This window comes from Rickettsiales bacterium (assembly GCA_041396965.1).
Lineage (GTDB): Bacteria > Pseudomonadota > Alphaproteobacteria > Rickettsiales > SXRF01 > SXRF01.
The window spans coordinates 1117051-1140039 of sequence record JAWKXN010000001.1 but is presented as its reverse complement, the minus strand read 5'-3'; the positions used below and the strand labels follow the sequence as shown (position 1 = coordinate 1140039).

The 22989-nt window shown below is 39.8% G+C and carries 38 protein-coding genes and 2 tRNA genes; 21 read left to right on the top strand and 19 right to left on the bottom strand.

What is annotated here, in order from left to right:
• The 3 genes from R3D71_05900 to R3D71_05890 form a co-directional block, all read right to left on the bottom strand.
• A complete protein-coding gene (locus tag R3D71_05900; protein MEZ5691178.1) occupies positions 1-711 on the bottom strand; it encodes a hypothetical protein in 711 nt (236 codons plus the stop codon).
• Complete coding sequence (locus R3D71_05895; protein ID MEZ5691177.1) at positions 704-886, bottom strand: hypothetical protein; 183 nt, start codon at positions 884-886, stop codon at positions 704-706. The genes R3D71_05900 and R3D71_05895 overlap by 8 nt, the downstream gene beginning before the upstream one ends.
• A 73-nt stretch (positions 887-959) precedes the next feature.
• The gene (locus R3D71_05890) at positions 960-1664 is read right to left on the bottom strand and encodes a BRO family protein (GenBank protein MEZ5691176.1); all 705 of its coding nucleotides are present in this window, start codon (positions 1662-1664) and stop codon (positions 960-962) included.
• 240 nt (positions 1665-1904) lie between these two features.
• Between R3D71_05890 and R3D71_05885 the strand changes: the two genes are divergently transcribed.
• From R3D71_05885 to R3D71_05870, 4 genes are all read left to right on the top strand, one after another.
• The gene (locus tag R3D71_05885; protein MEZ5691175.1) at positions 1905-2231 is read left to right on the top strand and encodes a type II toxin-antitoxin system RelE/ParE family toxin; all 327 of its coding nucleotides are present in this window, start codon (positions 1905-1907) and stop codon (positions 2229-2231) included.
• Positions 2232-2234: 3 nt separating this feature from the next.
• The gene (locus R3D71_05880) at positions 2235-2525 is read left to right on the top strand and encodes a helix-turn-helix domain-containing protein (protein ID MEZ5691174.1); all 291 of its coding nucleotides are present in this window, start codon (positions 2235-2237) and stop codon (positions 2523-2525) included.
• A gap of 78 nt (positions 2526-2603) precedes the next feature.
• The gene (locus R3D71_05875; protein MEZ5691173.1) at positions 2604-2894 is read left to right on the top strand and encodes a type II toxin-antitoxin system RelE/ParE family toxin; all 291 of its coding nucleotides are present in this window, start codon (positions 2604-2606) and stop codon (positions 2892-2894) included.
• Positions 2895-2903: 9 nt separating this feature from the next.
• Positions 2904-3203 (top strand): putative addiction module antidote protein, encoded by a 300-nt coding sequence (locus R3D71_05870; GenBank protein MEZ5691172.1) that lies wholly within the window; start codon positions 2904-2906, stop codon positions 3201-3203.
• A gap of 12 nt (positions 3204-3215) precedes the next feature.
• Here R3D71_05870 and R3D71_05865 read toward each other — a convergent pair whose 3' ends face one another.
• The 6 genes from R3D71_05865 to R3D71_05840 all read right to left on the bottom strand — a co-directional run bounded on the left by R3D71_05865 (position 3216) and on the right by R3D71_05840 (position 5775).
• Complete coding sequence (locus R3D71_05865) at positions 3216-3614, bottom strand: hypothetical protein (protein ID MEZ5691171.1); 399 nt, start codon at positions 3612-3614, stop codon at positions 3216-3218.
• Entirely contained in the window at positions 3607-3879 is a 273-nt protein-coding gene (locus tag R3D71_05860; protein MEZ5691170.1) for a hypothetical protein, read from the bottom strand. Before R3D71_05860 ends, R3D71_05865 begins: the two co-directional genes overlap by 8 nt.
• Positions 3880-3892: 13 nt before the next feature.
• Positions 3893-4225 carry a hypothetical protein gene (locus R3D71_05855; GenBank protein MEZ5691169.1) on the bottom strand — a complete coding sequence of 111 codons (333 nt, stop codon included), beginning with the start codon at positions 4223-4225 and terminating at the stop codon, positions 3893-3895.
• Positions 4222-4407 carry a hypothetical protein gene (locus tag R3D71_05850; protein ID MEZ5691168.1) on the bottom strand — a complete coding sequence of 62 codons (186 nt, stop codon included), beginning with the start codon at positions 4405-4407 and terminating at the stop codon, positions 4222-4224. The genes R3D71_05855 and R3D71_05850 overlap by 4 nt, the downstream gene beginning before the upstream one ends.
• Before the next feature lie 173 nt (positions 4408-4580).
• Entirely contained in the window at positions 4581-5408 is an 828-nt protein-coding gene (locus R3D71_05845; protein MEZ5691167.1) for a DUF2303 family protein, read from the bottom strand.
• Between the two features lie 34 nt (positions 5409-5442).
• Positions 5443-5775, bottom strand: coding sequence for a hypothetical protein (locus R3D71_05840; protein MEZ5691166.1), 333 nt, complete (start codon positions 5773-5775; stop codon positions 5443-5445).
• A gap of 127 nt (positions 5776-5902) precedes the next feature.
• Between R3D71_05840 and R3D71_05835 the strand changes: the two genes are divergently transcribed.
• Positions 5903-6196 carry a hypothetical protein gene (locus R3D71_05835; protein MEZ5691165.1) on the top strand — a complete coding sequence of 98 codons (294 nt, stop codon included), beginning with the start codon at positions 5903-5905 and terminating at the stop codon, positions 6194-6196.
• 109 nt (positions 6197-6305) lie between these two features.
• Here the strand turns inward: R3D71_05835 and R3D71_05830 are convergent, their stop codons facing one another.
• Together R3D71_05830 and tnpA are read right to left on the bottom strand one after the other, a co-directional pair.
• Positions 6306-6521: a helix-turn-helix transcriptional regulator gene (locus R3D71_05830; protein ID MEZ5691164.1), complete on the bottom strand. Its 216-nt coding sequence runs from the start codon at positions 6519-6521 to the stop codon at positions 6306-6308.
• Between the two features lie 68 nt (positions 6522-6589).
• Entirely contained in the window at positions 6590-7021 is a 432-nt protein-coding gene (gene tnpA / locus R3D71_05825) for an IS200/IS605 family transposase (GenBank protein MEZ5691163.1), read from the bottom strand.
• Positions 7022-7149: 128 nt separating this feature from the next.
• Between tnpA and R3D71_05820 the strand changes: the two genes are divergently transcribed.
• From R3D71_05820 to R3D71_05810, 3 genes are read left to right on the top strand one after another with little or no spacing between them, the layout of a single operon-like run.
• Positions 7150-7773, top strand: coding sequence for a helix-turn-helix domain-containing protein (locus tag R3D71_05820; GenBank protein ID MEZ5691162.1), 624 nt, complete (start codon positions 7150-7152; stop codon positions 7771-7773).
• On the top strand, positions 7770-8309 hold the full coding sequence (locus tag R3D71_05815) for a hypothetical protein (GenBank protein ID MEZ5691161.1): 540 nt from the start codon (positions 7770-7772) through the stop codon (positions 8307-8309). The genes R3D71_05820 and R3D71_05815 overlap by 4 nt, the downstream gene beginning before the upstream one ends.
• 10 nt (positions 8310-8319) lie before the next feature.
• The gene (locus R3D71_05810; GenBank protein MEZ5691160.1) at positions 8320-8544 is read left to right on the top strand and encodes a hypothetical protein; all 225 of its coding nucleotides are present in this window, start codon (positions 8320-8322) and stop codon (positions 8542-8544) included.
• Positions 8545-8557: 13 nt separating this feature from the next.
• On the opposite strand, the gene R3D71_05805 is transcribed toward R3D71_05810, so the two are convergent.
• Entirely contained in the window at positions 8558-8827 is a 270-nt protein-coding gene (locus R3D71_05805) for a hypothetical protein (GenBank protein ID MEZ5691159.1), read from the bottom strand.
• Positions 8828-8851: 24 nt separating this feature from the next.
• Here R3D71_05805 and R3D71_05800 point away from each other — a divergent pair, with 24 nt between their 5' ends.
• Positions 8852-9544 carry a hypothetical protein gene (locus R3D71_05800; GenBank protein ID MEZ5691158.1) on the top strand — a complete coding sequence of 231 codons (693 nt, stop codon included), beginning with the start codon at positions 8852-8854 and terminating at the stop codon, positions 9542-9544.
• Positions 9545-9623: 79 nt separating this feature from the next.
• On the opposite strand, the gene R3D71_05795 is transcribed toward R3D71_05800, so the two are convergent.
• Entirely contained in the window at positions 9624-10220 is a 597-nt protein-coding gene (locus R3D71_05795) for a hypothetical protein (protein MEZ5691157.1), read from the bottom strand.
• 274 nt (positions 10221-10494) lie between these two features.
• On the opposite strand from R3D71_05795, the gene R3D71_05790 reads away from it, so the two are divergent.
• From R3D71_05790 to R3D71_05755, 8 genes are all read left to right on the top strand, one after another.
• A complete protein-coding gene (locus tag R3D71_05790) occupies positions 10495-10641 on the top strand; it encodes a hypothetical protein (GenBank protein ID MEZ5691156.1) in 147 nt (48 codons plus the stop codon).
• Between the two features lie 106 nt (positions 10642-10747).
• Positions 10748-11014 carry a DUF3310 domain-containing protein gene (locus R3D71_05785; GenBank protein MEZ5691155.1) on the top strand — a complete coding sequence of 89 codons (267 nt, stop codon included), beginning with the start codon at positions 10748-10750 and terminating at the stop codon, positions 11012-11014.
• The gene (locus R3D71_05780) at positions 11011-11163 is read left to right on the top strand and encodes a hypothetical protein (protein ID MEZ5691154.1); all 153 of its coding nucleotides are present in this window, start codon (positions 11011-11013) and stop codon (positions 11161-11163) included. The genes R3D71_05785 and R3D71_05780 overlap by 4 nt, the downstream gene beginning before the upstream one ends.
• Positions 11160-11432, top strand: a complete 273-nt coding sequence (locus tag R3D71_05775; protein ID MEZ5691153.1) for a hypothetical protein — start codon at positions 11160-11162, stop codon at positions 11430-11432. The genes R3D71_05780 and R3D71_05775 overlap by 4 nt, the downstream gene beginning before the upstream one ends.
• Positions 11429-11671: a hypothetical protein gene (locus tag R3D71_05770; GenBank protein MEZ5691152.1), complete on the top strand. Its 243-nt coding sequence runs from the start codon at positions 11429-11431 to the stop codon at positions 11669-11671. Before R3D71_05775 ends, R3D71_05770 begins: the two co-directional genes overlap by 4 nt.
• A 174-nt stretch (positions 11672-11845) precedes the next feature.
• On the top strand, positions 11846-12352 hold the full coding sequence (locus tag R3D71_05765) for a DUF3850 domain-containing protein (protein MEZ5691151.1): 507 nt from the start codon (positions 11846-11848) through the stop codon (positions 12350-12352).
• Between the two features lie 29 nt (positions 12353-12381).
• A complete protein-coding gene (locus tag R3D71_05760) occupies positions 12382-12630 on the top strand; it encodes a hypothetical protein (protein ID MEZ5691150.1) in 249 nt (82 codons plus the stop codon).
• 181 nt (positions 12631-12811) lie between these two features.
• Entirely contained in the window at positions 12812-13078 is a 267-nt protein-coding gene (locus tag R3D71_05755) for a hypothetical protein (protein MEZ5691149.1), read from the top strand.
• Here R3D71_05755 and R3D71_05750 read toward each other — a convergent pair.
• Positions 13075-14061 carry a site-specific integrase gene (locus R3D71_05750; GenBank protein MEZ5691148.1) on the bottom strand — a complete coding sequence of 329 codons (987 nt, stop codon included), beginning with the start codon at positions 14059-14061 and terminating at the stop codon, positions 13075-13077. The genes R3D71_05755 and R3D71_05750 overlap by 4 nt on opposite strands.
• A 150-nt stretch (positions 14062-14211) precedes the next feature.
• Positions 14212-14287 (bottom strand) — tRNA-Phe (locus R3D71_05745).
• Between the two features lie 153 nt (positions 14288-14440).
• Between R3D71_05745 and R3D71_05740 the strand changes: the two genes are divergently transcribed.
• Entirely contained in the window at positions 14441-16330 is a 1890-nt protein-coding gene (locus R3D71_05740; protein MEZ5691147.1) for a glycoside hydrolase family 55 protein, read from the top strand.
• A gap of 78 nt (positions 16331-16408) precedes the next feature.
• On the opposite strand, the gene R3D71_05735 is transcribed toward R3D71_05740, so the two are convergent.
• The gene (locus R3D71_05735) at positions 16409-17053 is read right to left on the bottom strand and encodes a hypothetical protein (protein ID MEZ5691146.1); all 645 of its coding nucleotides are present in this window, start codon (positions 17051-17053) and stop codon (positions 16409-16411) included.
• A gap of 242 nt (positions 17054-17295) precedes the next feature.
• Between R3D71_05735 and R3D71_05730 the strand changes: the two genes are divergently transcribed.
• The 3 genes from R3D71_05730 to R3D71_05720 are packed head-to-tail and all read left to right on the top strand — an operon-like array spanning position 17296 to position 20253.
• Positions 17296-18276, top strand: a complete 981-nt coding sequence (locus R3D71_05730; GenBank protein ID MEZ5691145.1) for a mechanosensitive ion channel — start codon at positions 17296-17298, stop codon at positions 18274-18276.
• Entirely contained in the window at positions 18273-19253 is a 981-nt protein-coding gene (locus R3D71_05725; protein MEZ5691144.1) for a zinc transporter ZntB, read from the top strand. The genes R3D71_05730 and R3D71_05725 overlap by 4 nt, the downstream gene beginning before the upstream one ends.
• Positions 19254-19275: 22 nt before the next feature.
• Positions 19276-20253, top strand: coding sequence for a calcium/sodium antiporter (locus R3D71_05720; protein ID MEZ5691143.1), 978 nt, complete (start codon positions 19276-19278; stop codon positions 20251-20253).
• 144 nt (positions 20254-20397) lie between these two features.
• Here the strand turns inward: R3D71_05720 and R3D71_05715 are convergent, their stop codons facing one another.
• The 3 genes from R3D71_05715 to R3D71_05705 form a co-directional block, all read right to left on the bottom strand.
• Positions 20398-21288: a hypothetical protein gene (locus R3D71_05715; GenBank protein MEZ5691142.1), complete on the bottom strand. Its 891-nt coding sequence runs from the start codon at positions 21286-21288 to the stop codon at positions 20398-20400.
• A 180-nt stretch (positions 21289-21468) separates the two neighbouring features.
• Positions 21469-21554, bottom strand: a tRNA-Tyr gene (locus tag R3D71_05710).
• A gap of 175 nt (positions 21555-21729) precedes the next feature.
• Entirely contained in the window at positions 21730-22983 is a 1254-nt protein-coding gene (locus R3D71_05705) for an MFS transporter (protein ID MEZ5691141.1), read from the bottom strand.
• Positions 22984-22989: the final 6 nt, after the last annotated feature.

The window sequence follows — 22989 nt, the reverse complement described above, 5'->3', positions numbered from 1 at the left end:
CTACAAAATTACTCGGTTTGAAGTTGGTTTTTTGTCAGGCTTTTTGTCAGGTTCAAAAACATCCTTCCAAGAGTTTACTATTGATTTTTCAATGATTTGATTAGGGTCGTGCCCTTTTTTTCTGATTTTATCAAGCTGGCTAATCAGGCAGTTCAACGCTCGTTCTGATTGAACTGCTTTTTTCTTTTCCCTGACTTCCATGAAGTCGTTCCATGTCTTTGAATCAATCCATTCGGGAATTTGAAAAAAGAAATTTTTCTTTTTGGATATATCTTTAGATATATCTTTTTTCTTTTCTGTATCTGTATCTGGTCGTTTTTTTTCCGTTACGTTACCGTTACGCTCTGTTACGTTACCGTTACGCTTTTTCTCTCTAAAACGCCTTTGTCTATCCGCTAGGGTAGGGTCTTTTAAGTCGCTGATATATTGTCGTTTATTCCATTTTTTTATGTCCCAATTTTCCTCAATTAACCCAAACTCAACTAACGTTTCGTGCGTTACTTTTGCTTCATCTTCCGTTATGCGTAACGCAGTTGCCGTTACGCATAACGCTAATTTTGCGTTACTCTCCGTTACTTTTTTCAAATCACCGTTACACTTCATGCAAAGTAACATTATGTAACGGCGTTGTAACGCTTCGGAGAGCGCCTGCACCTTGGGGTCAAAGGCAAATTCCGCGTAAAGTCTGAACCATGAATTATTGTTACTCATCTGATTTCTCGCTTTTTCTCGCTTGTTTTTGTGGCGGTGAAAGCGTTCTATCCAGCGAGGAAGAAAGAACATACGGTTGCAATCCGCTGCCTTCACCATTCGTAATATTTTCTGATAAATTATCTGCTGCCTGTTGAAAAACGCTCGGCAACACCTCTGATATATCCTTCCACATAGTCAACCCCCATCAGCGGAGGCACTAAAGCCCCCGCTATTCGTTAATTGGTTAAATTGGAAATTATCGTTTGCTACAGGCAGTAGGTAACTGTCTTGCGTAGCTTTGGTGTTCCTTCCGGTAACAGCCTGTTTGTAATCATCCGTGAAAAAGAAACCATTTCTGGATATAGCCCATTCATTCTGCTTAGATGCTGTTGCAGATGGAAAGCGTCTTCTGAGAATGGTAGTTGTTGCGAGTAGTGGGTGGCTTCTCGTAAATTCTCTCCACAGTTCATTAGCATGGCGTAGAGCATGCCTAAGTCTCTTTGGGTATCCGAAGGTATGGCTGGTTGATTCCGCTGCTCTATGAGCTTGTCTTGCGGCTCTTTGTTCGTTTGTTCCTCCAACACATCCAACACCCACTTGCGAAACTCTTTGGCTAGGGGTGTTCTGGATACCATACCAGCCACCCAAGCTCCATGACGGTTGAGCATAATACATTCTTGCTGACCGCCACCAGTTTTTACTTTCAGTCTTTTGATTGCTCCAAGCTCTTGTAGCTCTTCGCCATGTGTATAGCAGAAACTTGCTAATGACTGTTTCGGGAACTTGCAACCTAAGGAGTAAAAGATTTCTATACCCCTTACCCAATCCGAGCCATTTAGCTTGGTTACAGAGATTTGATTGTTGTGAAATGTTATAGATTTTGTCATAATAGCCTCTCTTGTTTGGCGTTGATAAACACCACCAAAAAGGCTTGTTATGACCAATGTGGTGGCGGGAGGTAACAACAACACAAGAGAGTTGCCCAGCTATTCCCCTTTCGGGTATTGTATTACTGGACTCCCGCCGTAAAGCAGGCACAAAAAAACCAGCTATTAACGCATCTGGTTTGCGCTCTCGTGAGTTGTTACGCTCAACAGCGACTATGCCTAAATTATTTTTCCGTGTCAAGGGCTTCATATCGCCCTCCCCTTTAGTTTACATTGGTAACTTTTTTGTTGACTTACCCATTCATTTAGTTTACATTGGTAACCATGCAGACGGTTATTGAAACATACGAGTTTATCAAACAGGCAAAGGGACTTCTTACTCGGGATGAGATAGAAGAACTTATCAGTTATCTCGCCGAGTCTCCTGATGCGGGTGACGTGATTCAAGGAACCGGTGGCTTTAGAAAGCTTCGTTTCAAACGTTCTGGAACAGGTAAGAGCGGAGGTGTAAGGGTAATCTATTTTTTCTTTAACGAAGGGATGCCGGTATCTCTCATCTCGGTCTATGCGAAAAGTAAAAGTGATAACATTACGGATAAACAGCGTAACGCTTTGTATGCGATAGCGCAGGAAATAAAAAAAGGAGGATGATTTATGGAAAAAGAACTTTTTGAAAGCTTGATGCGTGGGGCAAGGGAAACCGCTGACTACACGCAAGGGAAACCGGTTGAGGGTATCCGTGTCCATGTTCCTAAAAAGGTGAATGTTAAGGCTACCCGTAAAAAGCTTAAAATGACACAAAAAACCTTTGCCGAAACCTTTGGTTTTTCTTTGCAGTCGGTAAAATATTGGGAGTCCAATCGGCGTGAACCGGAAGCAGCGGCTAAAGTACTGCTGAATACTATCGCTTACAGCCCCGAAACAGTGATTATGGCAAATAGGTAGATTCATTGCTCACACCCTCCTCAAATTAAATTGTCTATTATAGTTGACAGTATATTCTTTGTAGAGTATAGTATCCAAATGAAAGATGTAAAAATAACCGATGAGTTTGCCAAGTGGGTTTCTGGCTTGCGTGACCACAGAGCAAAAGCCTTGATAGATAAGCGTATTTACCGTGCGGCATCTGGTAATTACGGTGACTATAAATCCGTTGGTGAAGGTGTGCTTGAATTGCGAATCTTTTACGGTGCGGGATACAGGATATACTTTGTTGAGCGTGGTAGCGAACTCATTGTTATTTTGGCTGGTGGCACAAAGAGAGGACAGCAACGCGATATTAAAAAAGCGATTGATATTTCTAAATTGGTTTAGGAGAAAATTATGGCAAAAGGAAAAATAAAACTTAAAAAGTGGGATATAGCGGATTATCTTAAAACGCAGGAAGATATAGAGGGCTTTCTGGAAGCTGCCATTGAAGAAGGTGGCGATGACCCTGAATATATCGCCCACGTTCTTGGCGTTATCGCCCGCGCTAAAGGCATGACAAAAATAGCCAAAGAAACTGGACTTAGTAGAGCCACTCTTTACAAAGCGCTCGCTAAAGGCGGCAACCCTGAATTCGCCACAGTGCTTAAGGTGATTAACGCTCTGGGTATCAAGCTGCAAGTAAGTTCTGCTTAAAATATTCATTACTCACACCCTCCACGATGGATTATTGATTATCTGCTCCATGTCAGAGCGCTGTAACAGCCTATTGGTAGCCTGCATTACGCCGGTAAAGCTAGTTGGCACACCATCCAGCACGTACCCGCCGTTCTTTTCTTTAAGACGGCTTCCTAAGTGAATTCTGGCTACTTCCTGTGGTGGCGGCAGATCTGATAATTTATTTATTATCGTTCCTTTATCGCTATAAGGCGGCGGAGTCTCTTCCCTAGTCGCCGCCACTGATACCGACGTTTCCGGTACACCAAGAAACTTAGCTATTTTATAACGTGACCATCCTTCCTCGTTGTAAAGTGCCTTTATCGCTCGCTTTTGCTCGGCGGTTAATACTGTCTTCTTCTTTTTTTTCTTTAACACCACCTCAACCATTGCCACCCTCTTTCTTTGGAAATTCCAATATTTCAGCGACCGGTGACGTTTTATCACCAGTTATCTTGCCAACTTCCAGCCAGCCAAGAAATATAACAATGGGATAAAAGAATAGGAGAATCATAAATCCAGCTCCCCGCTTGTTATTTTGGCGTAATTTATGTATCCTGTTGTTTCCTCCGTACGGCTTGTCTGTGCGTTGAGGCTCAAGACCTCTTCGGGGGCTGCCGCACAAATTGGTGATATGCAAACCGGTGTGCGGCATAGTCTGGTAATAGTCATATCCTCTCCCCCACTTCCAATAAGCCAAGCTCTTTACGTATTTCCAGTACCGCAAGCCCTACTTTTACTTGCTTTGTAGTGAAGCGTAGAAGCTTCCAACCAAGAGACGTGGCGGCGTTGTATTTCTCCATGTCATTGATATAACCTTGCGGTCGGTTGTGCCTGCCATAACCATGAATCCCGCCTTCCACTTCCACCGCTAATTTCCTGTCAGGAAAAGCGAAGTCAAACCGCCACCGCCTCCCCGGATGAAATTTATATTCCTCCTCAAACGGGATGTTGTATGATTTTAGATTGCTGGCAAGCACCAGCTCCCCGATACTCCTCACAGCTCCCCCTTTGTTTCTATCTTGTGGAGCCTTGCCCCCAGTTCCTCTATTTGATTTTGCTGGCGCTCTATAAGCATCAGTAGAGCTTGTTCTTGAGGCTGTAACTTATCAGGCTCACAAATATAATCGCTGTACTTAGCCACCTGCCGTTGATACATAATAAAACATTCTCTTACGTTCATAACATCACCTTGCTTTCATGGTTTTGGATTTTGCGGGAGGGGTTAATTATATTTTTTGTGGCACTCTCTCCACCCGTCAAGCCTTCCACTCTAGGGGCTTTCCAGTCCCGAATATATCCACGCCTTAATTCAGGCTTACTTCTACTCGTAAGAGCCATGCGTGGAGTAACCGCTTACCCGCCGATATAAGTGACAACGCCGGTCAGCTCGTAAGTAGCCGCGCGCACTGCCTCTAACGTCTCATCTATGGCTGAGTCAAAATTAAGTAAGTTCAGCTTGAAATCCGGCTTAACCGCCGCGCCAGAATCCTGCATTCGCCAGCTTAATTTTGCTCTAAAACTATAGGTAGGAATCTGCTTCGTCTCATCTTCAATAAGCGGGTTGAGTACGTGCAACCCATCAAACGGCGCGACCTGTACTTGTAAGTACTCAGGTATACTAATATCGGTTTTTTTTGTGCCGCCTTTTATGGTTTGCCGATAACAAAAATCTGTGCCAGAGTTGCCTATCTCACTATCAACCTCAGCATTTATAGTTGCTCTAAAATCTTTTACGATTTCCAGCACTTCACTTTGTGATGGGGTTATGATTTCGTTTAATCCCGTATCTAGGAAGTCAGCAAATACATCTTGCTTCATCCACTGATTGTTATGCCTCTCCCATAACTGCCAGCGAATAGACCTTTTATACCTAAATTCTATGGTATGAGCGCACCATTTTGGTGAGTCTTTTTGGTGATAATCAAAAATAACCTGTATCCGCTCACGGCTGGCAAAAGCTACAGTATTAGCCGTTTTGAATAATTTTATATATTCAATAAAACCACGTAAATCATCAAATTGCCTAGTCTCCTCAATTCTAACTGGACTATCTAAAAATCTTTCTATATTTTCTATTTTCTGTCCGCTGCCGATTATTACCGCCGGAATACCACCATTTTCTATTTTATATGGTTGCGCGCCGCCATTTTGTAAAAATGTCTCAATTACATTACTGGTCATAACATTATCCTTTATTTTTAAGTTTACTGATTGATTAGAGTGATTTAACAAGAGACGCGCTCGGCTCTTTCATTTCCTTAATCGGCTGTAACAAGTCCGGCTGTTTCGGATTGCTGTCCACCAAGTTATTTTCTGGAGTTACAAACATAATTGACTCCATAGTGTCACGCTCAGGAGCTTTCATCTTAAACTTAACACTGGTCATCACCTCACCATCACTTTTTGGCTTCAAAGTGATTTCCACAGTCAGTTTTCCGGGCTTAGAAAATCTACTCACTGATTCTACCAACTCACCCATTTTATTGGTAAGTTGCGCGTCTAAATGCCCAGCCTTAAAATCTTTTAGAAAATTAAAAAATTGTCTCATAACTTGCCTTTCACGAATTATTGTTAATGTAGATTAAGGAGGCAGTCATTTACACTGCCTCCTCTCTTCACCTATAGTGCTATTGTTCTGACTAGGAACATCAACCCCAACTACAGGAGAATTCCATATGGATGATGAGCTAAAAATTTCTACGCTGATGAGCAACAAGGCGAATACTATAATTATCGCAATCATAGTTAATCTCCTGATTCAGAAGGGGGTATTGGACAAGAAGGATATATCTGACAGATTGCTTCGCGCGCAATCTGGTCTATCTCCACACATTTTTCCCGAAATTGATCCAATCGCTTTTTTTCTAAAAATTCTAGAGCAACCGGAAGACGGCTATCCACCAGCTGGTAAAATAAATCCAGCAGCCATTCTGGAGGTGATTGAAGGAGGTCTTTCAAAACCAAAATAACCGCATCTGAATTTTTATTATCTTTATCCATTATTTAGTTCGCCTTAGCGTGTAGTTAATATAATTTAATTATTAATTGACTTTTCTTAGGCGAAGTCTTATTTGATGGTTAATTTTTTATAACAAGCGGTTTTTTGTGGGTAAGATAGAAGTCATGGTAACTAACTAGTCCATCTGTCGCACTTATGATTTTATCAATCGTTTTTTTGCGTGGCAGCCGCTTGCCATTAACATATCGCTCAATGTTTTGGGGAGATTCCCCTATATAACGAGCAAAAGCAGCTTGGGTAATTTTTTTATGATTGATATACTCTAATAACGTCATGAGAGACATTATCACCACATTGGTTATAAGTAGTCAAGGTGAATCTCCGCCAGCTTACGCAGGCGGTTTCACTCTAGTTCAAGCTTCGCTTGGCCACAATCTTCCTGCCCTTGTTTTTCTATATAACGCTGTATAATCTTTTCATTTATCCCCACCGTAGAAACAAAATAACTGCCCGACCATATACTATCTGTACCCCAATACACCTTTTTGAGAAACGGAAACTTTACCTTGATTTTGCGTGCTGTATTCGTCTTAATTATTCGTACAACATCTCCTACGCTCATCTTTGGAGGAATAGACACAAGAATATGTATATGATCTTTATCATCATTATATTCCATAATATCTATTTCTGGATAATGTTCCGTTATTTCATAGAGTCTATTCCTCAAAAATTCGCTAACACCTTCGTTGATAATCTTACGACGGTATTTAGTCGCAAAAACAAGGTGATAGTGACATAGATAGATGCAGTTATTTTGTTTCCTGTAACTCATATATTATTTGTAGCAGGAAGATTGTAGCTGCGCTACATCCGCCAGCTCACGCAGGCGGTCTTAGAACGCGGATAAAAATCACCTATATGGTTATTTACAATATCGCCAAAAAGGTGATAACTAAACTTATGGCAAATAAAATCAAAGAATTACGATTGCAGAACAATCTGTCTTTAGCCGCATTAGAGGCTATTACAGGAATATCAGCACAACAATTAAACCGACTTGAAAAGAACGAAAGACGACTCAATCAAGACAACTTGAGTATTATAGCTAATGCGTTAAAATGCTCTCCTAGCGAATTAATTGATGGTGATTTAGAAAAAAGGGTGGTTGTTCTTGGTGATGTGCCGGGCGGCAATCTTATGGAGGCTATTGAACAGCCCTCCGATCATTTTATTAGCTTCAATAGCAAATTACCAAATATTTACGCCCTGCGGGTTAAAGGTAATTCTATGAGCAGAATAGCTCCAGACGGAGCCTATGTTATCGTTGATGTTGACAGTAAAAACCCTGACCAGCTAGTCAATCATCCCGTAATTATCTGTATAGAAAATCATGGCACGTATGAATGTAGCTTCAAAATATACAAACGTAACCCCGAAAGATTTGTGCCGTTTGCTATAGAAGAAGGATATGACACTATATACCCAGAAAATAAAAATTGGTGTATCTTCGGAAAAGTTATCGGCTCGGTCGGGTATATAGGCGAAGAAGCAAAATTAGTTAGCTTAAGTAAGGGGAGAATATGATTGAATTATTATTCCTAGCAATATTTAGCGCCATCTTATACGTTATATGGTTGATGATATGCACTATATTTTCTAGCGATGAAAGAACACTTATAAAATGCAAAGATTGTAACAAACCAGTAAGTGGACGCGCCAAAATTTGCGTTCATTGTGGTGTGAGATTAAGAAATCATGGCTTCGTTAATTTTATTTTATACATTATATTCATACCAGTGATAGTAATAACTATATTCATTATAATAGGAGCATTAATTCAAGATAAAGAGCCATCTGTTATGAGTGCTACAGACGAACTAAATAGCGCTAAATACGTTTGCGGGGAATTTGTTAGAAGATCATTGCATGATCCGGATTCGGCAGATCTTGAGCCTAGTCGGAGTTATCCGGTAGAAACCCTCAAAAAAGGCGTATACCGTGTGATCGTTTCATTAAGAGCAAAAAACGGGTTTGGTGCTATGCGTAAGTCTTTTTTTGATTGCAAAACCACCCTGTCCTCTGGCAATTGGGTGGTATTAAGTATTAAGGAAATAAGATAGAGGAAAACATATGCGCTCATTCAAAGCTTTTTTAGCTCTTATATTCGCTGTTTTAGGTGGTATAATAGCTACACTTGGTACTCTCTCGGCAAACGGCGCGCCGCAGGAAGCCGCTGCCGCCGCTATGGGAATTGCCTGCGCCGCAATCCCTTATATAATTTTTAAGATAGGACACTGCCTAGAATTAGAGAAAAACCAAAAACAGATAATAGAGCTTTTGAGTAACAATAAATGATTAATAACTTTATTTAACAAGGGGTATTAAAAGACATGATTCTTACGAAAGAACGAACAGCGTCCTCTGAAACAAATTTTGCTAAAACCTTCGGCTTTGGAAATGTGTCTACCGTGTCTGACTCAACAGGCAGCCTGTCAAAAAGCATAAGATGTAAGCCAAAGCCGTCAGAAAACGGCTCACAGTCATATTCTATATCGTCTTTATAAACAAGAGGGCTTATAACTAAAGTTTTTTCATTACCAAGCTGTTTATCCCAATAAAACTCATCAATGCTTTCCATTTTTCTACCTCAAAGGATGTTGTTATGGTTAAAAAAATAAATAAAGAACCTAGAATTTCTATAAATAAACTTGGTGAATATTTAGTTAGCAAGGCAAATCGTCAAAGATTGATTTTGCGTGACCAAAAATTTCCTAAAGATTACATAACATCCTATTACAAGGAGGCGGCAGAAGCAATCTCTTTGTTTATAGCCGATAATATGCAGGACTTCTCAATATTGGAAAAACGCAAGCTTATATTAGAGCAAAAGCCTACTAGCAGCATACAAAACGTTACTAGAATATCTAAAAACATTAACGCGATAGATAATTTCTTAAATATGATTGATGATATAGATTTTATGGGAGCGGATCTAAGATTGGGGGATGTTTCAGGTCACATAAAAATCAAGGGCGTTAAGGTTAGCGTGAAGCCAGATATTATCCTTACTGGAAACGGCACTAAAGGCAAAAAATTGGTTGGAGGTGTCAAGCTGCACTTTAATGAAACCCACCCTCTTAATGTTGAGGCTGGTGGATATATATCAGCGGCTTTACAAATTTATTGCAGGAATAACTTAGCTCACGAAGGGCTACCTTATCCTAAATATTGTATGACCATAGACATAGGAAGCAACAAGGTCTATAGTGGCGTTCAAGCTATAGCGAAAAGAGAAAAAGACATAGAGGCGGCTTGTGAGCAAATATATAATTTATGGTCATCCGTAAGAGAGTAGAAAATAACTGTCACAGCTAGAATTTATGTTTTAATTTAATAGTAATATAATCTGTTTGATAGAGCTATTACAGAAAAAATTATAATTTTGCTCGCCTTAAATCAACCAGATATTGGTGATAGCGGTCAAAGGAAAATATATCGCTTAGCCACCAATGCCACCTATCTATACCTTCTAATAAATATTTTTCCTCATGCCCTCTGGCTATCACTTCCTCATTATGGCATATATCAACCAGTAATGTTAAAGATGGCGGCTCATCAGCTTCTATATTCAGGCGTTCAGCTTGCCATCTACGTCTAAGCTGCTCATCACCTTCAGATAAAATCATTTCTTTTAGTAGATCTGAAAACCTCCGACGTAGATCATTATGAACCCTACTTTTTTTGGAAAAAGAAAAAACCGAGTCAAGCGCCGAGCTTATCGCTACAATCAAAGATACCCATAACGCTAAATCCCTATTGTCTGATAAGACCGCCACAAAAGCTGAGCTGCCGCTAATCGCTGAGATTATAGTTGACGAATTATGTAAAATATCAAAAAAACGTTGTCTTTTTGAATGATAACGCACTGATTTACTTACGGCGAAATCAAGAGCGTATAACTCTTCCTTTATTTCTTTTTCGGTGGAGTTCTCGGTGTTTCCAGAGTATCCGTTATCTTCTGCGTTCCACATGGTTTATCCCGACTATTACTGATTTCTCTTGAACCTGAAGAATTATTGTTTGCTTGATTATTATTTTCATTTCGGTTATTTTTACTCATATAGGCTTCCTATTTTTGGCTTGATTGAACACTTGCCAATATATTGGGAAGCCTTTATTTTGTCAAATTCCCAAAACAAAATCTCCTATACCCTGCATCCCCAACCTACCCCACCTTCCCCCTTTTGTAAAATAAATATCACCAATATGGTTATATATTCCCATCAACAGCAAAAAGAGGGTTATATGCAAAAAGAGCAGTCACAATTAAATAAGCTTCCAACCACGATGAGTAGCGCTAATCGTTTTAAGGATGATTTTGATCGGATTTTTTCCACAACCACCCCACCAACCAATCCAGCAACCTTAAAACAGATGGGTGTAAAGCTATGAGCAAAAAAGAAATCATAATTAACTGCTTAGAATGTCTAGCGTTTACCACTCTGATGTTATCACTAATCGCTCTTCTTTGTATCCTTCAACCATTGGTGGAGGGGGTATGACCGATAAAATCAATAAACCAGCCCATTACCCTAGCAACCCGCAGGGCATAGAGTGCATAGACGTAACCCGCCATCTTAACTTTAATCTCGGCAACGTGGTAAAATATATTTGGCGAGCTGGGCTTAAAACCGGCAGCAATGATCTGGAAGATCTAAAAAAAGCCCGCTGGTATCTCAATGACGAGATAAAACGCCGCGAGTCCGCCGCCGCTAAAGCCCACTTCATCGGCATGCTTAAAGATATAGCAAGGGGGATGGAATGAAACCCATCCTCGCCGCCCTCGCACTTATCGTAACCCTCGCCCTGTTTGCCGCGATGATTTCGCTACTGGTAGCTCCTGACATCCAGCCGCTGCCACAGAGCATAGTGACACAAGATGATTTATTACAGCTAAATGGAGGTGTGAGGTGAAAAGGACAGATGATAAGACGCTAATATCCGCACTAAGAATACTGGCGAGAGATATACAGAGTGATGATGGAATAGCTAACGCTTGCATATCTGAAGCAGCATATAGGCTTGAGGAACTTACCTATAAAAACCTCCCTAAATCCGAGCGTCCACTGTGTGAAGCCAAAGTCTATCTAGGCTATGGCAAATTGCGCCAGTGCGAAAGACGTTGTGCTTTTAATAGTCAATATTGCCACTCACATAGACATTATAAGGAATCCAGCCAATGAAAAAACACTACATGGTCTTAAATAAAAGCACAGGATACACAAAATCTGAGCATGACAATAATCCTGCAAGTCCCCATGATACTTCCTTGCAGGAATTTGTGTGGCTGGTTGAAAAAATGCGTGGCAGTCAAAAGGAATATTTTAAAACAAGAAACGGAGATGCGCTTAACCGCGCCAGGCAATTAGAGAGTGAGGTTGACCGCTTTATTAAGGATTACAGGCAAGGGGTACTACTATGATAACAGGTAAAGGCATAGAGTTTGAGAAAGAACTAATATGACCTTCCTCCTCATTTATTACCTCATCGGATTGGCAGTAGCAGGCTATTTTTGTTACGACCTAAGAAAATCCAGCCAGCGTCATTACATTAACTGCTGGTACTATATCAAAGTCATAGCTGTAGTTCCTTTGGTGTGGATTATATTCGCCCTAGTGTTCCTAATCCTATGGTGGCGGGGGGAGCTATGAACCATGAATTGAAGATAGATAGAAAGCCTGCAGAAGCTTATATCAATGGAATTAAAACTTTTGAGATTCGCGTTAACGACAGAGACTATAAACCATACGACACTGTAGATATGTTCAACGAGGAACTTGAAGTCACAATTCGTGGCGTAATAGGATATATCTCAGATTTTCAACAGCAAGAAGACTATGTGGTTTTTTCAATTCTTGGTTCAAGAATACGCTGGAACAATCTTGATGTCAAAAAACTAACATATAACTATCTTAAGCTTTCCTTTCCTAAGCAAATGAAAATAGCAAAGAAGCTTAAAGTATTGGAAGAAGAGGATGCTGGGCTTGATAAACAGGAACTTTTCAAAAAAATTTTTGAGAGAGCTAGAGTGCGTAATTTACTGCGTGAAATGGACAATGAAATTAACAATTTAATAACAAAATACCCAAGCAGTCAGGGTTAGTTGATTGCAAATTTAAGAAAGGTTAATTTATGATACAAGATAATGTTTTTGAAGGCACACCAGATGGGCGTCAAGAAGGCAATATTAAGCCTAGCCGCTTTCGTCCTCGTTACAGAAAATTGAACGAGGAAGAAATAAAACTTCACGATGCAATTAAGCAAAAAGCAACAGAGCTTGAGGATTTGTTCTCTCAAGTAAAAGAGGGGCGTTATCGCTCACTTGGTCTTACATCTTTAGAAGAAGCTGTAATGTGGACAGTTAAAGAATTAACCGCATAGCCGAAACAGAAGGCGTTTTGAACATACGCCGTTGTGCCGGAGACTCCCCTGCCGGTCTGTGAAAGTGGGGAGAATTTTTAACGAGGAGGTAAAGGAAGATGGAAGGCGCGTTACTAGTTGGTTTTTTATTCTTATGTTTAACAATAATAGCTGTAGTTGGAATATGGAAAGGGCAATAGAAATGGAAACGACAGAACTAAATAAACCAGATGTATCCGCACTACTTGGCGATATTCTTACCGAGCTGCGGCGAAACCGAGACAGTATGTATTGGGATTTAGAGGATATAGCTAATTGCCTACGCCGCAGTAAAAAGACAGTGGCTAATCATATAATAAATCAAATAAGTTTTCCCGCTCCTATTCGCTTGCCAACTGGAGACAATGGCGGCAGGAGGTTGTGGAAAAGAAGTGAGGTCATAGCATGGGTGGAGAGATTCAAAGGTTAATCAAGCAATCCAGCTATTTCCGAAGCGGTAGCGTTATAATAAATCATCAAGCTGCGTGGGTCACGATGCCCGACCATTCTCGCCAAGTCCAGCACATCCAGTTTTTTAGCGAGCCTAGTTATCGCCTCATGACGTAAATCATGAAATCTTAAATCCTTTAATCCGGCAAGATTCAGCATCCTCCTAAATATAGTCTCAGTTGAGGTTTCTGAACAGGTAAATACTTTACCTGTATTATTCTTAACCGATTGCATCTTCTCTATCAACACAACCGCCCTACTAGATAATGGCACATTACGCTTTGTTCCATTCTTTGTTTCAGGTAAATGAATATAGCGTTCTTTCAAATGGACGTTATCCCACCTAAGCCCCCATATCTCACCACGCCGCATAGCTGTTTCAAGCGCGAGCAAAACTGCTACCGCTATTTGTTGACGAGTGGTTTTTATCTCTAAATCCTCCTCATATTCTAAAGCAAGAAGAATACGCTCTATATCTTTTTGCGACCATCGCCTATCACGTGGTGGTGGGTCTTTCGGGCGTTTAACATCAGCCAGTGGATTATGCTCCATCCACCGCCATCTTGCCCGACATTCCTTTAATACTGATGATATAAGGTTAAGTTCACGGTTGACGGTTGACGGCGAAACCTCACCACTTCGCTTTTCTATCCATTTTCTAAAATCACTAGCGGAAATATTTACCAGTGAAATCTCACTCAGAAAATCTTTTTCTAGCTTTTTAAGTCTCACCGCTTCCCACCTCGCCCCTTTCTTCGCTGGTGAAATCTTATCAGCATATCGCCGCAAAGCGTCGCCGAAAGTTTTCCCTTTAACCACCTTGCCAAACTTACCTAGACCCGCCTCAACTTCCAGTGCCCAGCCCTGCGCCTCTATTTTGCTCTCAAAAGTTTGTGACTTGTAAAATCCCTTAGACCTAACTTCCGCCACCCACTTTTTACCGCGCCGATTTATCGTAGCCATTTTCGTAATCCAGTCGTAATTTTTTCGTAAAAAAAAGAATATTACGGGAATCTACGGGAAGAAATCAAAAAAGGCAACAACGATAAGTTATTGTTTTAATAGAAAAAGGGAGTATGTGGGAACTTACGGGAAGCTATCAGAAACATGGGGTGGTGCCTCGAGCCGGAATCGAACCAGCGACACAGGGATTTTCAGTCCCTTGCTCTACCAACTGAGCTATCGAGGCATATAATATATGCGCTATATTCGCTATAGACTGTACTGTCTGAAGGAGGTATGGGTTATAGAAGAAGAAAAGTTGTTTGTCTATACTCTAATAATCGTTTTGGATAATTTTTATCCATAATGAGTATAGATTATTATATTGAGGGAAAATTTGATGTTTCGTTTGTTTTTATTATTTTTTTTATCAGTTCAAATACTAGTTAACGTTGCGACTCCCGCTGTCGCTGAGTGTCTGTATCCTAGCTGTATTGAGTTTCCTAAGGATTCTGGGGTTATAAATGTTCGTGATTTTGGAGCTAAAGGTGACGGTGTTAGTGATGACACGGACGCTATTAAGAAGGCTCTCGCCGCAAGTGGGGACGATACCAAAACTTTATTTTGGCAGGATAAGATAGTCTATCTTCCTGATGGTATATATTTAGTGTCATCACCGCTCATAAAGCTTTATAAAGAAGGACGTTTTGCCAGTGGGATGATACTTATTGGGCAATCACGTGACGGAACTATTATAAAATTAAAAGATAACGCTGTTGGTTATAATAACCCTGACCTTCCAAAATCAGTGATTTTTACGACCGCGAAACTGCTTGATGGTAGCCCGACTAGCGGAGGCAAGGATTATACTAATAAAGGTGAAGGTAATGACGCTTATAATAATTTTATAGAAAATCTTACTATAGATGTGGGCAATGGTAATAAGGGCGCGGTTGCTATTGATTACCTAGCGAATAATTTTGGGGCGATAAGAAATGTTACGATAAAAGCGCCAGAGGATAGTGGAAATACCGCTATTTTAATGACCAGAAAGTGGGCTGGTCCGGCTCTTATTAAAAATGTTGATATTGTGGGTTTTGATGTTGGTATAGATGTCGCCAGTACGGAATATGGCATTACCCTTGAGAATATAAATATTATTAAACAAAGAAGTATAGGGCTGAGGAATCGGGATAATGTTATATCGGCGGATGGCTTAAAAATTTCTGACTCCCCTCTTCCCCTTGTTAATGAGACAGAAAAAGGGCTGGTAGTAATTTCAGGAGGTTCTCTTATACCTTTTAACGCTGATGAGGAAGCCTATATTAATAAAGGTAGTTTGAATTTGCGTGATGTTTTAGTGAAGGGAAGTTCTGTTGACGCTGTATATCAAGGAAGTGATAAGATAGCTAAGTCTAGTAAAGATTGGTCATTGCCGGTTAAGCACTCACCTGTTGTAGCTAAATCAGATAGTAAAGATTGGGTGGCGGTAAAGCATGACTCACCGGATAGTGACGCGGCTGCGGCGATTAATAAAGCCTTTAATAGCGGTGCTTCCACGATATATTTTCCACACGGTATTTATAGTATAGGCTCTAATATAACTATTCCGCGAACTGTTAAGCGCATTATCGGTATGGGATCTACTATCAGGGCGGTAAAGCAACGTTCCGCTTCCTTATCTAGAGAGCGTGGTTTTTTCTATGTGAAATCTGGTAAAGAGCCGCTTGTTATTGAAAAAATAGCTTTTGACAATAGTTGGCTGGGCAATCAAGTCGCTGTTGAGCTTAAAGGCAAAAGAGCTTTAGTGCTTAAGGACGTTATAGGAGCTGGTGTTACCACCTTAAAACGTAATAAAAATGGTGGAGAGGTGTTTTTAGAGAATAGTTGCTGTGGGTTCATAGATATTTCTGGTTCTAATGGGGTGTGGGCAAGGCAATTAAATACTGAAGGTGGTGGTGTGAGGATAAAAAATAATGGCTCACCATTATGGATTTCAGGAATAAAAACCGAGCATAACTGTACTGTAATTGAAAATAAGAACGGAGCGGTAACTGAATTGATGGGCGGGCTTATTTATATGGTACGTCCCTATGACTCCCCTCGCCCAGCGTTTGTTAATGATAACTCAAAAATGTCACTTTCCTACGTAGAAGAGGCGTTCTTCGCCAACTCAGTTTATAAAACCCATCTGAAAAGTGAGATTGCTGGCAGTAGCGAGAATGTAATGGCAGAAGAATTGCCACAACGTGGTAAAGGTCGGATAATACCTCAGCTTATTAGTGAGTAACCATAACATTTTTATAAGGCGCTATATGAGATTCCCGCCTTCGTGGAAATGACAGAATGTTAAAGTATAATATTACTTCTAACCTAGCTGATTTTCCTGACTTGTTTTAGCGGCAACTTGGTATGGTTGACTGGTTACGATAGCCGCGTCCGTTGACGCTAATTTGCTAAGAACTTCTACAGAATCAGCGGCTGCTCTAGCATTATTTTTGTTTTGCTCGTGCTGTTCTATTTTATGATTAATAAATTGGTTTAGACCTTCTACTGTTCCAAGAGAATTAGCTCCATTATCACCCTCTCTTAGTAACGTGCCGGTAGTTCTGTTTACTCCTACCGTTCCTCTCTCGTTCTTTGGTGGCTCTTGTGTTAATAAGCCAACCAGAGCTTCTGTGACAGAAGGTTTTTTAAGCTCTTCCAAAGAACCATCATTATACTGTATGTGCGATATGGTTATTTTATCTCTTGAATTATTATATTCACCAATAGCTATAGCTTTCTGTTGATTATCTTTATTCAATACTACAATGGCAGCGGCTCTGTCGTGGTCATCGATAGCTTGTTTATCAACATCAAAATTTTGCAGGCCACTACCAGAAATTATGATATGTTTGTCACCATTTGGTGTAATAGTTACTGGCACGTCTTGATTAATCCTACTTTCTGGATTTGTAACATTAATAATATTTTCATTAACTGTTCTTATTACAGGTTTATTGTCTGCCATATATCCTCCCAAATATATATTTAGCTAACATTTCATTTATACTAGCATATAGTTTTTTGTGTAGTATTAAGATTCTGTGACAAGTAGTTTTCTTTATAATATATTGATTCATAATGTATTTTTATAAGGTTTATTAAAATATGGTTTATAGGTTGAAATTTTACCTTGTTTTTTACCTTTTTTTATGTTGGCTGGGTGATTAATAAAAACCACAACAAATATCGCAAAGGTAGAGGCTATTTATGAATAGAATATGGACTATACTTTTTAAGCCAAGCGCCGCTGCCGCCAAATTGATGTTGGCTATAATTACCATAAGCTTTATCTCGCTGGTTTATTATGATTATTTGAGGCTTATCAAGGAATTTTTGGATTCGGAGTCTTTATCATTTAATATAGGTAAGAATAGCATTTCCTTATATACTTTACTGAAATCAGCGGTCACTATCATTATATTATTTTGGGTTGCCGGTATTTTCTCCGAATTTGGTGAAAAACGGATTAAAAAAATCCGCAAAATAAGAGCTAGTAACAAATCACTCATAATAAAAATTTTTCAGATAGCCCTTTATTTTGTTACCTTTATATTCGCGCTAGATATTTTGGGGATTGATCTTACCACTCTTACCATATTCAGCGGCGCGGTTGGTATTGGTATTGGTTTTGGTCTGCAAAAAATTACCTCAAATTTTATAAGTGGACTTATCCTTTTGTTTGAGAAGTCTGTAGAAAATGATGATTTGGTAGAGCTGAATGACGGAACATATGGTTTTATCCGTCATACCGGCGCGCGTTATACATTGGTTGAGACTTTTGAAGGCAAAGAGATAATGATTCCGAATGAGGATTTTATTACCAACCGTGTTACTAACTGGACATATAGTAACAGTAAAGGTCGGGTTGAAATCTATATCAGAGTTTCCTATGAGTCGGATATTGAAAAGGCCAAAGAGTTGATATTAGAGGCGGCAAGAGAACATCCACGTTGTATAAAAGATCCTGTGCCTGAGTGTTTTTTACGTGAGTTTGCCGATAGCTATGTTAGTTTTTTGCTGCATTTCTGGGTAGATGACGTAACTCTTGGTCGTTATGAGCCGCAGAGTGATGTTATGATAAGTATGTGGAAAAAATTTAAGGAAAATAATATAACCATTCCTTACCCACAGCAAGATCTGTATATTAAAAATTCTGGATCATTAAGTAACGCAGAGATAATTAAATGAATGAACACATACTTTTAGCGTATAACTTTGATGGAAATGGTGGTGGGACTCCACTTACAGAAGATGAGATAAGCCATAAAATAAAGGATGATTCTTTAGCTTGGATTCATTTTGATGTTAATCACAGTGATACCGCTGATTGGATGGAAAAGGAATTGTCCTATCTTGACCCATTTATCGTAAAAGCGTTGCTGGCTGATGGAACTAGGCCACGTATGTTCCAAATTGGTGATGGTGTTTTGCTAATTTTACGAGGAGTGAATCTTAATGAGAATGCTGATCCTGAGGATATGGTATCCATAAGGTTATGGATTGATAAACACCGTATTATCAGCGCGCGCAGGCGGAAGCTTAAAGCGGTAATGGATATTGAGGAAAAGATAAAATTAGGGGAAGGTCCTAAAGACGCTGGACAGTTTGTGTCTATGTTGGTGGCACGATTATTTGAGCGATTGGAGCCGGTTTTATCAGAATTAGATGAGATAACTGATGATATTGAAGAGGAAATAGAGGATACAGAAGATACTGATTTAAGAAAATTCCGTGAATCCATAGTAAATGTGCGTAAGCAGGCGATAGTTTTTCGTCGGTATATGGCTCCGCAGCGTGACGCTATCGGACAGCTTCTTACATGTGATGTTAGTTGGCTTAAATCTTCTGATAAACGTCACCTTCAAGAGTCATTCAATCATGTAATTCGTTACGTGGAGGATCTTGATTCAATACGGGAGAGAGCGCAGATAGTAAAAGATGAGCTAGCGAATATAATGGCTGATAAGATTAATAAGAACATGTATATGTTGTCGGTAATAGCCGCTATTTTTCTGCCTCTTGGTTTTTTAACTGGTTTGCTTGGAGTAAATATAGGAGGAATACCAGGTAGTGAGAATGAGAATTCATTCTGGATATTTAGTATGCTTCTTTTATGTGTGACTTTTGTTCAGTTAGCTGTTTTCAAATTTCTTAAATGGCTGTAGCTCATCATTATAATGGATTTTTATGGATTATATATTTGTATTTAGTGGTTTATTGCTACTATTCATCGGTGGTGAGGCTTTGGTAAGAGGTAGTGTCGCTATTTCTGAGAAGCTTGGGATTTCAGCAATACTTATCGGTGTGGTGGTAGTTGGTTTTGGAACATCCGCGCCTGAGCTTTTAGTGTCGGTAAAAGCTTCTCTTGACGGGAAGAGTGATATAGCGCTTGGTAACGTGGTTGGTAGTAATATCGCAAATATATTATTTATTCTTGGTATTGCCGCTATAATATGTCCGGTATTATGTCCGGCGAAGGCAGTCAGGCGTGACGCTTTGGCTGTGCTATTTTCTGGATTATTGCTATATCTTCTCACCTATAGCGGTGAAATATCACGGATTTATGGCATACTCATGCTTATCTCGCTTATCGCTTATCTGGTTTATTCATATCGTTCTGAGATTAAAGAGAAACGTGAGCTTGCCGCAGGGAAGCAGCACACTGTTCATGAGCATGAAGCGCAGGAATTTGATAGTAAAACTGGTATTGGTTTATCCATTATAATGAGTGTGGTTGGTATCGCTATGTTAATGTTTGGAGCAGATTTGCTGGTGGATGGAGCGAGTAATATCGCTCGTCAGTTTGGGATATCGGAGGCGGTAATCGGACTTTCTTTGGTAGCGGTAGGTACGTCACTTCCAGAGTTGGCAACGGCAATTTCCGCATCAATCAAGAAAAATTCCGATGTTATTATCGGAAATGTTCTGGGAAGTAATTTGTTTAATGTACTTAGTATACTTGGCATTACCTCAATTATTAAGCCAGTCCCTATGTCAGGGCAGATAGCGTCTTTTGATATACCTCTGAACCTAATAATCGCCCTGATAACATTTGTTATTATTTACAAAATGCAGAAAATATCCAAAATAACAGGCGCTATATTTTTGGTCGGATATGTTATGTATATGGGATTTTTATACTCTTCAGGAATGGTTAGTGGGTAGTGCTGTGTTTATTCGTAATTTATTCGCAAATAAAAAACAAATATAATAAAGAATAGCAAATAACTGGATTTAGACTATTGCCAGAAAACTAGATAAATAGCGGTATAACAAGGAATAGGCATAATTAAAAAAGTGTGATGCTTTTTAGAAAGAATTGAGGAAAGCTTTTATAGCTTTTTTCTTTCTATGGAGTTTCAACCCACGGTGGATATTTATTCTTTCCTTGAGGTGAGAGAAGAAGCCTTCTAGATGGTTGGTTGTTGGCGGAATATTCTGTTCTGGAAATTCCTTGTATGTAAATAGCCTGTGCAGATTTTCTTGCACGGAATTATATGCAGAACGCGTCCTTCCGTGCGTAAATCTTCCACCCTTTTTGGCATTCAGGAATCCTTTGTGCTGCTCTGCCAGAGCGTAAAATTGAGCCACAAAATCTTCTGGTTCGGTATTGCATAATTTTTCCATCAACTCCTTCAAATCCTTTGCAGGACGGAGCTTTGGATTATTTCCAGTATATCGCCTTACAATCGCTTTTTGATGGAAAATACACATTTGAATTGGTACTCCACCAAGTGTTTTTCTGATGTTTTCATAAAACCCTTTGCGCCCATCAATGGTCACTGATTTGAAGCAATATCCTGCCTGCACAAGCTCATGCAAAGCTTCACGCAAATGCTTCACTGATTCGGTTTTGATCTCTTGGTAATAAATGATTCTGCTGCCATCATGCGCACAGAAATAGCCATATTCTCTGCCGAAGAAAGACGCATCCATGAGCAGGTTAATCGCTTCTTTTGAGGCAGGAAAAATTAATCCTTCTGCCCACTCAAGAGCATCAAATTCCTTGGTGAGCTTGGGGATGGAAATATCAAGAATGCTAGCAATTTCTGCTAGTGTTCGGCGTTTGTGCAGCCAGTCTAAATAGTAACGCTTATAGTCGGTTTTTTTGCCGCGCTTATCAACCCATTGATGTAAGCACAAGTTGCAACGATACCGTTTACGACCACGCAATTTGCCATTGCTTTTTATGCTGCTCAAACCGCATTTTACACAGCGTTTTTAGACACTTTTATAATCCTTTTTTAAAAATACAGTATATCGCATTGTTTTATAAAGCAATTATGCAGATTCTAGCATCACACTTTTTTAATTATGCCAAGGAATAACAAGGAGTAATAAGTAATAATAAGTAATAATAAAGCGCTGGAAAATGGGGGTTGGTGGAGGAGGCAGGATTCGAACCTGCGAACTCGTACGAGGGCAGATTTACAGTCTGCTGCCATTGACCGCTCGGCCACTCCTCCACATTATAATATATATGGTCGTCATAATCTATTTTTTACCTATAGCTATTTGACTATATTTTTCTCTATAAAAATAACAACCATGATACTCTTAGTACCCTTAAATAACAAAAGATTTAAGGGAAGATTTGGATTAATTGACTATAGGCATAAAGTCAAGTCGCAATCCGCTATATTAATGTAATTTCTGATTAAAGCGGTCTTTATAATAATAAAGCGCTATCAAAGAACATATATTACACAGCATTACATACCAACCGATTGAAAAATAGCTGTCGGTCGTTCTTATTAGCCACTCGCAGATCATCGGCGCTGTTCCACCAAAAAGAGCCGCAGCTAGATTATAGGCGATTGCCATACCGGTAAAACGTATATTAGTTGGGAACATCTCAACCAGCATGGCTGGTACTGGTCCTATATAAATCCCAAGAATGAAGGCTAAAATAAACTGTGACATACCTATCATAAAAATAGAATTGCCATTGGTAAATTGAGTAAATAGTAGCGGTGTTACTAAAAACATAGCTACGCAAGAAACTATCATTATTTTTTTGCGTCCTATATAATCTGAGATCCATGCTGAAAGCGGCATAGAGAACAGCATAGCAAGCATGTTATATATATTGAAATTTAGTGATTTTACTTCGCTTACCCCTATTTTCTGGCTGAATGTTATGAAATATACCGCAACCAGATAAAAAGGCATGGTAACTGTCATGTAAATCGTGAAGCCTTGCAGCATTTGCCAAGGGTGTTTTGTTATAGCCTCACGCACTGGAGTTTGCGATATATTATTTTCCTGTTTTGCCTCTTCATATACAGGACTTTCCTCACAATGACGGCGGATATAAAAACCTACTAATCCAATTACTATTCCGGCAAGGAAAGGAATACGCCATCCCCAATTTTCAAAAACCTCATTGCCCATTAGGTTGATACTGGTGTTAACCACCAATGAACCTAGTAAAAAACCAAGAATTAAGCTTACTAAAGAAGCGGAGCCAGCCCATCCACGCTTATTTTCAGGAGCGTGTTCAACTATATAGGTAATAGAGCCAGCGAATTCCCCGCCTAGCGACAATCCTTGCAACAACCTTATTATGGTAAGAAGTATCGGAGCCCATAAGCCTATATCTTTGTATGTAGGAAGCAGTCCGATACAGCCAGTTGGAATCGCCATCATTAGAACCGCGACCACCATTGCTGTTTTGCGTCCGTATCTGTCACCCATCCAGCCGAATAATATAGCGCCAAGTGGTCTTACGATAAAACCAGCGGCGAATACTCCGAATGTCGCGAGAAGCTGTACGGCTTCATCTCCTTCTGGGAAGAATAATCTGGCAAGTAACCATGCCATTTGTCCGTAAAGAGCATAATCATACCATTCCAGACCATTTCCAATCATTCCTGAGGCGACAACTTTTCTCATTTATAT